This is a genomic window from Mycobacterium lehmannii (assembly GCF_002245535.1).
Lineage (GTDB): Bacteria > Actinomycetota > Actinomycetes > Mycobacteriales > Mycobacteriaceae > Mycobacterium > Mycobacterium lehmannii.
In genome coordinates this window covers 70,586-83,326 of the sequence record NZ_NKCN01000022.1, presented here as the reverse complement: position 1 = coordinate 83,326, position 12,741 = coordinate 70,586, and the positions used below count along the sequence as shown (strand labels likewise).

The following is a 12,741-nucleotide window of genomic DNA, read 5'->3' as shown; positions in this document are numbered from 1 at the left end:
AGGATGTGTATAAGCGACAGCCCATACGCGCAACAGGGGTCCTATTACGCGCCGCCCCAAGATCGCCCCACGAACTGGTGGGCCATCGTTTCACTGGTCTTCGGCCTGCTCGGCGGTGTTCTCATCAGCGTCGTCTGCGGCATCGTCGGCTTGAAGAAAGCCAGGGAGGGCCAGGGCGGCCGCGGCTTGGCGATCGCGGGTCTTGTGCTGTCGGCGCTGTGGGCGGCGGTGGCCGTTGTCGCCCTGCTGGTGTACTTCCTCATCGGCAACGGCACGGTGACCGCGACCGACGTCAAGGAGGGTGACTGCCTGGCCGAGATTCCTGCCAACACCCGGGTGCTGACCGTCAAAACGATCGGATGTGACGAGGCCCACGCAGGTGAGGTGTTCGCGGTCCTGCAGATGCCCGACGGCGAGTTTCCCGGCCAGGCAGCGATCGACGCCTACGCCGAGAAGTGCAGCCCCGAATTGGCCGCTTACGCGCCGGAAGCGATGACGGACAGTTCCGTTCAGCTGTATGTGCTCTATCCCACGGCCGAAACCTGGGAGCAGGGTGACCGGGCTGTGACCTGCATTGCGACGCTCGATCCGCCGCGGACCGGCTCGCTAAAGGGCTGACGCCTCCCCGATACTGCCTGGTCGCTGCGGTACCGTTTTCCTATGACTTCGGAACTACTCGACGCCGTCATCGTGGGCGCAGGTTTCGGGGGGATCGGCGCGGCCATCCAGCTCAAGCGGATGGGATATCAGGACTTCGTCATCCTCGACCGTGAGGACGACCTGGGCGGCACCTGGCACGTCAATCGGTACCCCGGGTTGGCGGTCGATGTGCCGACGACCACCTACTCGTATTACTTCGAGCCCAACCCGAACTGGTCGCGGCTGTACTCCACCGGTGACGAGATCAAGCAGTACGCCGCTGACGTCGCCGACAAGTACGACGTGCGTAAGCACATGCGGTTCAACACGCTCGTCGAAGGCGCGTGCTGGGATGAGGAAACCGAGGTGTGGCGGGTCACGCTGGCCGGTGGCGAGACGCTGTCGGCGCGCTACCTGATCACAGCCACCGGGTTCCTGTCGCAGCCGAACACCCCCGAGATTCCGGGTATCGAGAGTTTCGCCGGCAAAATCATCCACACCGCCGCTTGGGACAACACCTACGACCCCGACGGCCGTCGGGTGGCGGTCATCGGCACCGGCGCGACCGCGGTGCAGCTGATTCCGGAGCTGGCCAAGAAAGCGGCTGACCTGACCGTCTACCAGCGCACGCCGGTCTGGGTGGTGCCCAGACTCGACTTCCCCATTCCCAAGCCCGTCAAGCGGTTGTTCTCCCGGGTTCCCTTGACGCAGCGCGCACTTCGCGCCGTCACCGATCTCATCTATGAGTTCTTCCTTTTCGTCGGGCTCCGCCACCGACAGCTCCTGTTCCGCCGCCTGAACGTTGCGGCGTCCGACGTGGCCAAGATGCACCGGTTCTTCTCTGTGCGCGATCGCGAGCTGCGGATGCAGTTGACCCCCGACTACGACTTCGGCTGCAAACGCCCGACGTTCTCCAACAGCTACTACCGGGTGTTCACCAAACCGAATGTGCACCTGCACAGTTCGGGGATCGAGCGCATCGAACCCGACGGCGTCGTCTCGACCGACGGAACGAAGGCCCAGATCGACACGCTCGTGCTGGCAACGGGCTTCGATCTGTGGGAGGCGAACATCCCGGCGATCGAGATCATCGGGCGCAAGAGGCGCAACCTGGGTAAGTGGTGGCGCGACACGAGGTTTCAGGCTTATCAGGGCGTCACGGTGCCCTACTTCCCCAACTATCTCAGTATGGCGAGCCCCTATGCGTTCCTCGGGCTGAATTTCTTCAACACGGTGGAATACCAGATGCGGCACATGAATCGGCTGTTCAGCGAGATGAAGCGCCGGGGCGCAACGACATTCGAGGTCACCGAGGAAGCCAACGCTCGCTACCTCGACCGGATGACCAAGCTCATGGGTAACTCGGTGTTCATGGCAGGCAACTGCGCGGATTCACGGTCCTACTATTTCGACCCCAACGGTGAGGCTACGTTGTTGCAGCCGGTGGCGACCCGTCGAGCCATCAAAGAGGCGTCACAGTATCCTCTGAGCGACTATCGAATTGCGTGAGCAGAGAGGAACACCGGCTGTGTCACTTCAGGAATCGAGCAGCGGTTCGCGCGCGGCCACGGTGGCCGGTTTGGGCCTCGCCGGGGTCGGCCTCAGCCACTTCGTCAAGCCGGAGCTGTTCGAATCGGTGACGGTGCAGGCGTTCCCACGCAACACCCGCCAGTTCATCTACGTCAACGGCGGTATCGAGACGGCGCTGGGGCTCGGGCTGGCCGCCCGCAAGACCCGCAAGCTCGCCGTCGTCGGCACCCTCGGCTACCTCGCCTACTTGGCGGGCAACGTCGCGCGTAACCGGTAGCGGCCCAACAGAGTCACGTCCAGCAGCCGCTGCAGAATCGCCCGGTTCTTCGGCGAGTTCGCGTAACGCATCAACCGGCCCAGGTCGATCACCAGGGCCATGGCCGCGTGCACGGCGAACCTGGCTTGGCTCGGCGTCCACTCCGGGCGCACGGCGACCACCAACTCCACCACCGATTCGACGGTGGTGCGCTGCATGTTTCGCAAGATCTTCTGATCCGTCGGCGACATGTGCAGCCGCTCGGAGTAGTAGACATAGTCGAGTTCGGGATGTGCGAACGACCTGGCCACGTAGGCGTCGATGACCGCGGTGAGGGCGTCCTCGGGGTCGGCGTTGGCAGCGGTGATCGCGGTCAGCTCGTCGGAGAGCCGGTCGGCCGCCCGTCGGAACACAGCGGCCAGGATGTCGCTCTTGCCCGCGAAGTACCGGTAGATCCCCGACGCGGGCATGCCGACGGCCGCGGCGATGTCCTCCATGCCCGTGTCGCGGTATCCCTTGATGTTGAACAAGCGCATGGATTCGTTGAGCAGCGCTTCATATCGCGACGGCTCGACGGCGGTGGTAACGGGTGCGAGCGGCTGCTCGGCGACGTCGTCACCGTGGGGCAACTCGGTGGCGGCCAGCGCTGTCGCGAGATCGGACAGCAGCGCCCGCACCTGGCCGACGGGCAGCTTCGCCCGGTGGTCGACGACGCTGCCGGTGACCGACAGGACCGCGATGGACAACGTCCAGCGCTGATGGGAGGTCAGATCCGGACGCATGGCACAGATGGGGCGTTGAATGCGGCGGTTGACGGTACGCATCTGCGCGATCAGCGACGCCTGGTCGTCGCCGCGCAGATAACGCCCCTCCCAGCGGTACAGTCCGCCCGACTCCCGGTTCGCCATCGCGGTCTCGATGAGCGCCGCGGCCACCCGGCGCAGTTCTGATTCGGGGTGCTCGAGATCGGCCTCGTCGATGAACGCGGTGGCATCTACCAGCTGCTGGCCCAGATTGAGCACGGCGTCGCGGAACAGGTCGTATTTGCTCGCGTAGTGCCGGTACAGGGCGGCCGCCGAGATCCCCACCCGCGATGCGATCGACTCCATGCTCACGCCGTAGAAGCCCAGCGTGCTGAACGCCTCGGCGGATGCCCGGGCGATCTGTGCTTTTCGGTCTTTCGGCCGGCGCCGGACCGCGTCACCGCTCGCCGGCCGAGTGCGCGACATGGCAGACACGATATCGGACCGAGCCCCGCCATACCGGTCCAGTACCGCTGTCGGCATCGGTCCGAACTTGCCAGACAGCATAGAATAGCGATTAACATAATGGTGTGTTCGGCGCGCTCCGCAAGCTTCTGGGCTTTCAGGTCACGATCGGTGAGTTGATCGTGGTGGCGCTCGTCCTCGGCACGCCGTATCTGCTGGTCGGCGTGTTCTGGTCCACCACCCACACCGACCACCTGCACGGCATGACCGGCGCCGATCTGGTCGTTTCGTATCTGGGGTCGATCGCCTCATGGCCGGTGCTGCTGTTTGCAGACGTGTGTATGACATGAACGGGGGAACACATTGTCCGACCACCACCACCGTCTCGCGTGGACCGGGATCATCGCCGCCGTCCTACTGGGCGCCGCCTTGTTGGCGCTGAACTTCCCGGTCTTTCTGGACAGTTACGACCAGTACGGTTGGCAGGTCAAATGTGGGACCGGATACCTCAGCGACCTGACCCAGGCGGCCGCGGCCGGCGGCGACACGAACTACGTCGAGCAGTGCGAGTCGGCGCTGCTGATGCGACGGCTGTGGACGGTACCGCTGGCGCTGCTCGGCGGTGCCGGCCTGCTCGTGGCGCTCGTCGCCTCGGCGACGACCTCCGCCCGCGAGTCGTTGCATCCGCACCACAACAACGCCTGATCTAGCATTCCGGCGTGAGCACGCCGGCCGGTCCTGCGCTGCCCCGCCGGCTCGGCACCTTCGACGCGGTCGTCATCGGGCTGGGTTCGATGCTGGGCGCGGGCATCTTCGTCGCCGTCGGGCCCGCCGCCGCGGCGGCCGGTTCGGGACTGCTGATCGGGTTGGCGGTGGCCGCCGCCGTGGCCTACTGCAACGCCACCTCGTCGGCCTGGCTGGCCGCGCGGTACCCCGAGTCCGGCGGCACCTACGTCTACGGGCGTGAGCGGCTCGGCCGGTTCTGGGGTTACACCGCGGGGTGGAGTTTCATCGTCGGCAAGACCGCATCGTGCGCGGCGATGGCGCTCACCGTCGGCTACTACGTGTGGCCCGAGGCGGCCCGTGGCGTCGCGGTCGGGGCGGTCGCCGCACTGACCGCACTGAACTACGCGGGCATCCGTAAGTCAGCGCTGCTGACCCGCGTCATCGTCGCCCTGGTTCTGGCGGTGCTGGGCACCGTGGTGGTCACCGTCCTCGGTTTCGGGGAGGTCGAGTTGGCCCGCCTGTCGCCTGGCGCCGACGTCTCTGTCGCCGGCGTGCTGCAGGCCGCCGGACTGTTGTTCTTCGCGTTCGCAGGCTATGCACGGATCGCGACGCTGGGCGAAGAGGTCCGCGACCCCACCCGCACCATCCCCCGCGCGATACCGCTGGCTCTGGCCATCACGCTCACGGTGTACACCCTTGTCGCCGCCGCTGTCGTCGCCGAATTAGGAAGCGCGGCAACGGCTTCAGCAGCCGCACCGCTTGCCGACGCGGTGACGTCGGCTGGCTTCCCAGCACTGGAGCCCGTCGTGCGGGTCGGCGCCGCGGTGGCCGCCCTCGGGTCACTGCTGGCGCTCATCCTCGGGGTGTCGCGCACGACGCTGGCGATGGCGCGCGACCGCCACCTGCCGCACACGCTGTCGCGCGTGCACCCGAGATTCGGCAGCCCACACCGCGCCGAGATCGTCGTCGGCGTCGTCGTGGCCGCGCTCGCCGCCACCGTGGACGTCCGCACCGCGATCGGCTTCTCGTCGTTCACCGTCCTCGTCTACTACGCGATCGCCAACGCCTCGGCCTGGACCCTCGGTCGCCGAACGGTCCCGGCGGTCGGGCTGGCGGGTTGTGTGGTGCTGGCCTTGCTGCTTCCGGGGCCGTCGGTCCTGGCCGGCGCTTGCGTGGTGCTCGCGGGCGTGCTCGCTTACCGTCTTAGACCGTGATCGAGCTGAGCTGGAAGCGCGTCGACGCCGACCCCGGCGATGACTTCGTCGTCGCACCCGATGAACGTCTTGGCTGGGGCGGACGATCGGGCTCGGCGCTCAGCACGTCGTGGCCATGTTCGGCGCCACCTTCCTGGTCCCCGTCCTCACCGGCTTCCCACCGGCGACGACGCTGTTGTTCTCGGGCGTCGGGACGGTGCTGTTCCTGCTCATCACCGGCAATCGGCTGCCCAGCTACCTGGGTTCGAGCTTCTCGGTGATCGCACCGGTCACCGCGGCGGTCGCCTCGCATGGAACGGGAAGCGCCCTCGGCGGACTCGTGGCGGTCGGTCTTGCGCTGGTGGTGATCGGCGGCCTGGTCCATCTGGTGGGCACGCACTGGCTCGACGTGACACTTCCCCCGGTGGTCACCGGCGCGATCGTCGCGCTGATCGGCTTCAACCTGGCGCCCTCGGCCAAGGCGAACTTCGAACAGGGTCCGGTGGTCGGCCTCGTCACCCTGGTGCTTCTGGTGGCGACGCTGGCGTTCTTCCGCGGCATCATCGGCCGGCTGGCCATCTTCCTGGCCGTCTTTGTGGGATACCTGCTCGCGCTGGTTCTCGGTGAGATCGACACCGCACCGATCGCCGCCGCTCCGTGGCTCGGGCTGCCGGAGTTCCAGGCGCCGACGTTCACCGTCGCGGTGTTGCCGATGTTTCTTCCCGCCGTGATCGCCCTGGTCGCCGAGAACATCGGGCACGTTAAATCGGTCGGCCAGATGACCGCCACCGATGTCGACCCGGTGATGGGCCGGGCACTGGCCGCCGACGGTGTGGCCACCACGCTGGCCGGTTTCGGTGGCGGCTCTGCGACCACCACATACGCGGAGAACATCGGCGTGATGGCGGCGACGCGGGTGTATTCCACTGCGGCGTACTGGGTTGCGGGCGCCGTGGCGATCCTGCTCTCGCTGTGCCCGAAGGTCGGCGCGGCGATCTCGGCGATACCCGCCGGCGTGCTCGGTGGGGCGACGGTGGTGCTCTACGGCCTGGTCGGGGTGCTGGGAGTCCGGATCTGGCTGACCAACCGGGTCGACTTCTCCCGGCCGGTCAATCAGATGACCGCGGCCATCCCGCTGATCATCGGCATCGCCGACTTCACTTGGCACGCAGGCACCTTGACCTTCACCGGAATCGCGCTGGGTTCGATAGCGGCCCTGACGGTCTACCACGGCATGCGGCTGTTGGGATTCCGGCAGGCTAGCGAGCGGCCCGCTGCCGTTGGTCCCGGGGCGGAACACCGTTGACCCCGTCGACCGACCGCGCGTAGGTCGCCACGGCGTAGGTGACCGCAGGCCCCAGGACCGACAGCGCGTCGCGGTTGACGTTCTCCACGGTGTCGCGCTTGGTGCGGTAGTTCGGGTCGAACGGGACACCTGCCCGCCCACCCCAAAGCCGAGCCTGTATCTCGCTCTTACGTTGCGACGAACCGGCTGTCAGGCCGCCGACCGGCACCCCGGCAGCGAGAAACGGGTAGTAGTCGGTGAATTCGCTCAGCGGCATGTCCGCGGGCCGCACGCCGGCCGTGTTGAGATAGCCGGCCAGCATCCGCTCGATACCGGCCGAACCCGCGGGCACCGACCGCGCGGGGATGGCCGGGTTGGGCGTAGCGGACTGGTCACCGTCGTAGGTGAAGTAGCCGGCATTCGGTGAACCGAGCATGTCGAAGCCCAGATACAGTGCGATGTCGCGGAGTTCGTCGGGCGAGAGCCCTTGCACATACCTGGTCGGTCCGGCCAGCCCGTTCTCCTCGGAGGCCCAGAAAACGAAGCGCACGGCGTTGGTGACCGGTGGCTGCGGACCCAGTGTCGCAGCGGTCTCCAGCAGCGCCGCGATACCCGTCCCGTCGTCGTTCACCCCGGGGCTGGCTGCCGAGCTGTCCAGGTGCGCACCCGCCAGCACGACGTTACGGGCGTCCCCGGTCTTGGTCTGCGCCACGAGGTTTCGGGTCTTCTTCATGACCGGCTTACGGTCGAGCACGAGGCGTACCGGCGCCGAGGTCCGCCGCAGGGCGGCGTCGGCTTCGCGGCCGATGACCCCGACGGGAACGGTCAGGTCCTGGTAGTAGCCGGGCGTGAACAGGCCCGCCGGGCTCCCGCCGCCGCCGGGCGAGCTGACCACGAGCAGGCCGACGGCGCCCTCGGACACGGCCGCGTTCTGTTTGGTGACCACCGAGCAGCCCGTGTCGTCGACGATGGCGATCGCGCCCCGCACCGAGGTGCCGTCGTAGTCGGCGGTCCGGCAACCGGCGGGCTTCGCCGGGCGAAGCGTCACGGCGTTCAGCCCGCCGCGCGGCGTGGTGATCAGCAGGGAGGCCTGGTCTACCGGATATTCGCGCCCGCTCACCCGCATCGACGGATTGCCGCCGACACTGCGGTCGAGCAGCTCGAACTCAGGGGTCTGGACGTCGAATCCCTTGTCACGCAGGAACTGTGCGACGTAGTCGACGGTGGCGTCGTATCCGGGTTTGCCGTTGGCGCGGTTACCGCCGTTGGTGTCGGCGATCTGCTGCAGTTTCTGCAGATGGGTGAACATCGCGTCGGCGCTGACCTTGTCCGCCATCTCCTGTGGCGACGGCGACGCCGGCTCCGGCGACGAGCACGAGGTCATGGCTGCGACGACCCCAATGACGACTCCGACCACGGCTCCCGTGCCCGCCGCCCATCTCTTCATGATGCGAGCGGGTGACGGACGCGCAGATCGCGCGTGGGGATTCCGTTGGGCCCGCCCTGGTCCTGGGCGTAGATGCCGACGGCGTAGGACACGCCCGCCCCGTGAATGCCCAGTGCGGTGCGGTCGATGTGCTCCAGAGTGTCCGATTCCTTGTGGTAGTTGGGATCGAACGGCTGACCCGCCTCACCGCCCCACCGCTCGGCTTGTTCGGGCGTCATCTTGGCCTCGGCGCCCGAGAAGGTGCCACCGGCCGGGATGCCGGCCAGGGTGAATGCGTCGTAGTCGGAGCGACCGTCGAAACTGGTGTCCTCGGCCGGTTTTCCGGCCGCGTCGAGGTAGTCCACCAGCGTGCGTTCCACGCCCGCGGCCCCTTCCGGCACCCGGGCGATCGCGCCCTCCTCGCCGGGCGGGAGGGACTGATTCCCGTCGTAAGTGAAGTAGCCGGGGTTCGGAGAGCCCACCATGTCGAAGTTCAGATAGAGCGAGATGTCCTTGAGGGCATCGACATCCAGCGACTCCAGATAGTTGTTCGATCCGAACAACCCGACCTCCTCCGCACCCCAGAAACCGAACCGTACCGCGTTGCGAACGTCGGGGGAACCGCCCAACTGGACTGCGGACTCGAGCACGGCCGCCACACCGGACGCGTTGTCGTTGATGCCCGGCCCCTCCGGGACGCTGTCCAGATGCGCACCGGCCATCACGACGTTTGCGGTGTCGCCCGTTCGGGTCTGGGCGATGACGTTGCGGGTCCGCTCCTTGCGCACACCCGCATTCAGCTTGAGGGTGACGTCTCCCGGTTCGGCCCGTAGCCGATCGCCCTCCGCCTTGGTGATGCTGACGACCGGGATCGTCGCCTCCGTGTCCTCGCCGAGGGTGCCGCCCATCTCGTCGTTGTCCTCGCTGTTGGCGACGAGCAGAGCCACCGCGCCGCGTTCGGCGGCGGCCTCCTCCTTCTCGGAGAACTGACACTTGCCACGGTCGACGAGCACGACGGCGCCCTCGACGGGCAAGCCGTCGTAGTCGGAGACTGTGCAGCCCGGGGAGTCCTCGACGCGGGCGAGCACAAGCGGGCCCGACACCCCGCCCGGCGGTGTGCCGATCGTGAAGTTCAACGGTCTGGCCTTGACCGCGTCGCCGCCGACGGTCAGCGCCGGTTCGTCGGCGAACGGCAGCCGCACCTCGAACTCGGGTGTCTGCACGTCGAAGCCCTTGTCGCGCAGGGTGTTAGCGACGTAGTCGACGCTGGCGTCGTAGCCAGCGGTGCCAAGGGCACGGTTGCCGTCGTTGCTGTCGGCGATCTCCTGCAGCCGGACCAGATGCTGGTAGATGGCGTCGGCGGAGGTGCGCTGCGCGAGCGACCTGGCGAAGTCCACGGCGGCCGGCGACACCCCCGCCTGAGTGGTGGGCGGCTGCACCACCGGTCGGGGCTCCTCGTCACGGCCGCAGCCCCCGAGTGCGACGACGCCGGCTGAGATGAGGGCGATCGTCTTCGTTGTCTTCGACAGCTTGGAAACCTCTGTGTGGCTCATTGCCCACTACGTTAGCGCCGCGCGGGCGCTAACCCGTCAGCTGCGCGACGATCAGATCGGCCACGGCGCGCATGCCCGCCGCATTGGGGTGCAGGGGTGCGGGCCTTCCCGGTCTCACCAAGTCGGTCAGCCCGAACCGGGTCGTCCACGGTTCGGCCGACCACGCATGATGCGCAGCGCTGTGCTCGGCGGCCCGCACGAGGCCGCAGCCGGTGGCCGCGGCCGCCTCCGCGGTGAGCCGTTCCAGCGTGTCCGCGACGTGGCGGCCGGTCGCCACGTCGGTGTCGGACAACGGTGGTGCGGGCACACCCGGCGGTGGTAGCAGCGTGAGGTAGTCGACGAACAGCACCGTCGCGCGAGGTGAGCGGGAACGCACCGTCTCGCCGACCTCCTCGAGGGCCGCAGCGACCTGCGCCAGCGCGTCATCGCGCGCCCGCGGATCCAGCTGTCCGCGTAAGACCGTACCCAGTAGCGGGAGCTTGCGGGCAACGCGTGGCAGGCCCGCCGCGAACAGCATCGGCACATAACCGACGTCGTTGCCGCCGATGGTCACCGTCACCAGGTTCTCGGATCCGGTAAGAGCCGAGATCTGGGGCGGCGCACCGTGTTGCGGTTCGCGCAGGATGTTCGCGGTGGTCGCGCCCGAGTAGGTCACGTCGACGAGGTCGAGGCCCAGCTTCGCGGCTACCAGATGCGGATAGTTGCGCGCCGAGCGACCGGCGGGCCAGGGTGCGCCGTCGGCGCGCGGTCTGATCCCTGGACCGGCCGCCATCGAACTGCCCAGTGCGACATAGCGTCTCATCGAGATGGGCTGGACGCCTGCGCCCAGAACCGCTTCGGGATGCGGCCGGCCTGTCGAGCCAGCCGTCCCGCGGTGACCGCAGCGGCCATCGCCGCCGCCATGGTCGGCGGGTCGGCGGCGCGGGTCACGGCCGTGGCCAAAAGCACGGCGTCGCACCCCAACTCCATCGCCATCGCGGCGTCACTGGCGGTGCCGATACCCGCATCGAGCACCACCGGCACCGAAGCGGCGTCGACGATCATCTCGATGTTGTGCGGGTTGGCGATTCCCAGTCCCGTTCCGATCGGCGATCCCAGCGGCATCACCGCCGCGCACCCGATGTCCTCGAGCCGTCGCGCGAGCACCGGATCGTCGTTGGTGTACGGCAGGACCGTGAAACCGTCGTCGACCAATTGTTCGGCCGCCCTTACCAGTTCGACGGCATCGGGCAGCAGCGTGCGCTCGTCGGCGATGACTTCCAGCTTCACCCAGTCGGTGTGCAGCGCCTCGCGAGCCAGTTGTGCGGTCATCACCGCCTCGGCCGCGCCCCGGCAGCCCGCGGTGTTCGGCAAGGGGGTGATGCCCAGCCGGTTGAGCAGCTCGAGCACGCCGGTGCCGCCGTCGGCGTCGACGCGCCGCATCGCCACCGTCGTCAACTCGGTGCCCGATGCGACAAGCGCCTCTTCGAGCACGGCCAGATTCGCCGCGCCTCCGGTGCCCAGGATGAGCCGCGAACCGAACTCGCGGCCGGCGATGGTCAACTTCGTGACCGATGCTCCGCTCGCGTGAAGGGTTTCGGGGCTAGCCACCCTGCACCGCCGTCACCACCTCCACGCGAGCACCGTCCGACAGCGCGGTGTCCCAGTCCGATTTCGGCAGCACCGACCAGTCCACCGCGACGGCGATGCCCTTCTCCGGAAAGCCGAGACGCGCCAGCAGCGCGGCGACCGTCGTCGAGGCGTCCACTTCCACCGCTTCGTCGTTGACCAGTACCTTCATTTGATTGCTCCTCGCGTGCGCGTCATTTGATTGCTCCAATCGTGACATCGAGTTCGGCCGCGATCCGTTCGGCCGTCCATGGGGCGAGAAGAAATCCGTTGCGCCCGTGGCCCGCCGCGACCAGTGTGCGCTCGTCGAGACGTTCGACGAGCGGTAATCCATCCGGCGTCATCGGCCGCAGGCCCGCAGCGCATTCGGCGAGCTCGTACTCGCCCAGCGAGGGCATCACCGCGCAGGCGTCATCGAGCAGTTCCCGCACCCCCGTCACCGCGGGCGCGGTGTCGCGGCCGTGTTCGTATTGCGTCGCACCGACGACGACCCCGTCGGCCCGCGGCACCAGGTATACCTGCCTGCCGTGCACCCTGGCCCGAATGACCCGCTGGGGCACCGGCATGCAACCGCGGCGCCACCGCAACCGCAACACCTCACCCTTGACCGGCCGGATCGGCAGGTCGGGCCACAGCGTCGGGGCGTCGATACCGTTCGCGATCACGACGGCGTCGGCCTTCACCTCGGCGAGGTCGGACACGGGGGGTGCCCACTGCACGCCGAGCCCTTCACACAGCGCGGCCAACGCTCGCACCAGCAGCCGGTTGTCAACGGCCAGTTCGGTTTCGGCTTGGAATCCGTGCCGGATGCCCTGGGCGAGCAGCGGTTCTATGTCGCGCGCCGACGTCGTCACCGTCACCGGATGCCCTTGAGCCGCAAGCCACTCGCCCACCGTTTTGAGGTCGCTCGCATCGGCGCGGTCGACGGCGACCACCAGTGATTCGCGCGCGGTGACCACCTCGTCGGGCAGCCCGTCGAGGAAGCCGCCGTGCCACAGGTGCAACGACTCCAGGCCGAGCTGCAACAGCTTCTCCTCGCCGGGCCAGCCCTCGCTGTGGGGTGCGAGCATGCCGCCCGCGACCCACGACGCACCGCGCTCGTCGGTGCGGTGCACCCGCACGTCCCAGCCGTCGCTGCGGGCGCGCCGGGCGACGGCCAGCCCGATGACGCCGCCGCCGATCACGGCCAGGCTTGCTTTGGTCAACATCCCTCCCTTCGCCGGCATGACCCGGATCAGGTGCGACGGTAAAGGCAGGTTCGAATGCCCACTCTCAGTCCCCGCTCCCGGGACTCCCGCGTTCGTCAACCCACAGTAC

The 12,741-nt window shown here is 67.9% G+C and carries 13 protein-coding genes and 1 pseudogene; 7 read left to right on the top strand and 7 right to left on the bottom strand.

Annotated features, from left to right (window positions below; translation table 11 throughout):
* Window positions 1–3: 3 nt before the first annotated feature.
* Genes CEX87_RS21340 through CEX87_RS21330 form a run of 3 tightly spaced genes read left to right on the top strand, consistent with a single transcriptional unit; the run spans window position 4 to window position 2,446 of the window.
* The gene (locus CEX87_RS21340) at window positions 4–618 is read left to right on the top strand and encodes a DUF4190 domain-containing protein (protein ID WP_094289024.1); all 615 of its coding nucleotides are present in this window, start codon (window positions 4–6) and stop codon (window positions 616–618) included.
* A gap of 42 nt (window positions 619–660) precedes the next feature.
* Window positions 661–2,148, top strand: coding sequence for a flavin-containing monooxygenase (locus CEX87_RS21335; protein WP_094289022.1), 1,488 nt, complete (start codon window positions 661–663; stop codon window positions 2,146–2,148).
* Window positions 2,149–2,167: 19 nt separating this feature from the next.
* Window positions 2,168–2,446 (top strand): hypothetical protein, encoded by a 279-nt coding sequence (locus CEX87_RS21330; protein ID WP_064419983.1) that lies wholly within the window; start codon window positions 2,168–2,170, stop codon window positions 2,444–2,446.
* Here the strand turns inward: CEX87_RS21330 and CEX87_RS21325 are convergent.
* The gene (locus tag CEX87_RS21325) at window positions 2,413–3,654 is read right to left on the bottom strand and encodes a TetR/AcrR family transcriptional regulator (protein WP_094289038.1); all 1,242 of its coding nucleotides are present in this window, start codon (window positions 3,652–3,654) and stop codon (window positions 2,413–2,415) included. The genes CEX87_RS21330 and CEX87_RS21325 overlap by 34 nt on opposite strands.
* Before the next feature lie 104 nt (window positions 3,655–3,758).
* Between CEX87_RS21325 and CEX87_RS21320 the strand changes: the two genes are divergently transcribed.
* The 4 genes and pseudogenes from CEX87_RS21320 to CEX87_RS21305 all read left to right on the top strand — a co-directional run bounded on the left by CEX87_RS21320 (window position 3,759) and on the right by CEX87_RS21305 (window position 6,858).
* A complete protein-coding gene (locus CEX87_RS21320) occupies window positions 3,759–3,983 on the top strand; it encodes a hypothetical protein (protein WP_064419984.1) in 225 nt (74 codons plus the stop codon).
* A 13-nt stretch (window positions 3,984–3,996) separates the two neighbouring features.
* A complete protein-coding gene (locus CEX87_RS21315; RefSeq protein ID WP_064419985.1) occupies window positions 3,997–4,338 on the top strand; it encodes a hypothetical protein in 342 nt (113 codons plus the stop codon).
* A 14-nt stretch (window positions 4,339–4,352) separates the two neighbouring features.
* The gene (locus CEX87_RS21310) at window positions 4,353–5,573 is read left to right on the top strand and encodes an APC family permease (protein ID WP_094289020.1); all 1,221 of its coding nucleotides are present in this window, start codon (window positions 4,353–4,355) and stop codon (window positions 5,571–5,573) included.
* Window positions 5,570–6,858, top strand: a pseudogene (locus CEX87_RS21305) (uracil-xanthine permease family protein). The gene CEX87_RS21310 and the pseudogene CEX87_RS21305 overlap by 4 nt, the downstream one beginning before the upstream one ends.
* Here CEX87_RS21305 and CEX87_RS21300 read toward each other — a convergent pair.
* Genes CEX87_RS21300 through thiO form a run of 6 tightly spaced genes read right to left on the bottom strand, consistent with a single transcriptional unit; the run spans window position 6,812 to window position 12,632 of the window.
* Window positions 6,812–8,284, bottom strand: a complete 1,473-nt coding sequence (locus CEX87_RS21300; protein WP_064419986.1) for a M28 family peptidase — start codon at window positions 8,282–8,284, stop codon at window positions 6,812–6,814. The pseudogene CEX87_RS21305 and the gene CEX87_RS21300 overlap by 47 nt on opposite strands.
* Window positions 8,281–9,816 carry a M28 family metallopeptidase gene (locus tag CEX87_RS21295; protein ID WP_094289018.1) on the bottom strand — a complete coding sequence of 512 codons (1,536 nt, stop codon included), beginning with the start codon at window positions 9,814–9,816 and terminating at the stop codon, window positions 8,281–8,283. Before CEX87_RS21295 ends, CEX87_RS21300 begins: the two co-directional genes overlap by 4 nt.
* Window positions 9,817–9,844: 28 nt before the next feature.
* Window positions 9,845–10,618 (bottom strand): SGNH/GDSL hydrolase family protein, encoded by a 774-nt coding sequence (locus CEX87_RS21290; protein WP_094289016.1) that lies wholly within the window; start codon window positions 10,616–10,618, stop codon window positions 9,845–9,847.
* Window positions 10,615–11,406 (bottom strand): thiazole synthase, encoded by a 792-nt coding sequence (gene thiG / locus CEX87_RS21285; RefSeq protein ID WP_094289014.1) that lies wholly within the window; start codon window positions 11,404–11,406, stop codon window positions 10,615–10,617. Before thiG ends, CEX87_RS21290 begins: the two co-directional genes overlap by 4 nt.
* Window positions 11,399–11,596 carry a sulfur carrier protein ThiS gene (gene thiS / locus CEX87_RS21280; RefSeq protein WP_064399789.1) on the bottom strand — a complete coding sequence of 66 codons (198 nt, stop codon included), beginning with the start codon at window positions 11,594–11,596 and terminating at the stop codon, window positions 11,399–11,401. The genes thiG and thiS overlap by 8 nt, the downstream gene beginning before the upstream one ends.
* Before the next feature lie 22 nt (window positions 11,597–11,618).
* Window positions 11,619–12,632, bottom strand: a complete 1,014-nt coding sequence (thiO, locus tag CEX87_RS21275; RefSeq protein WP_064399867.1) for a glycine oxidase ThiO — start codon at window positions 12,630–12,632, stop codon at window positions 11,619–11,621.
* Window positions 12,633–12,741 lie beyond the last annotated feature (109 nt).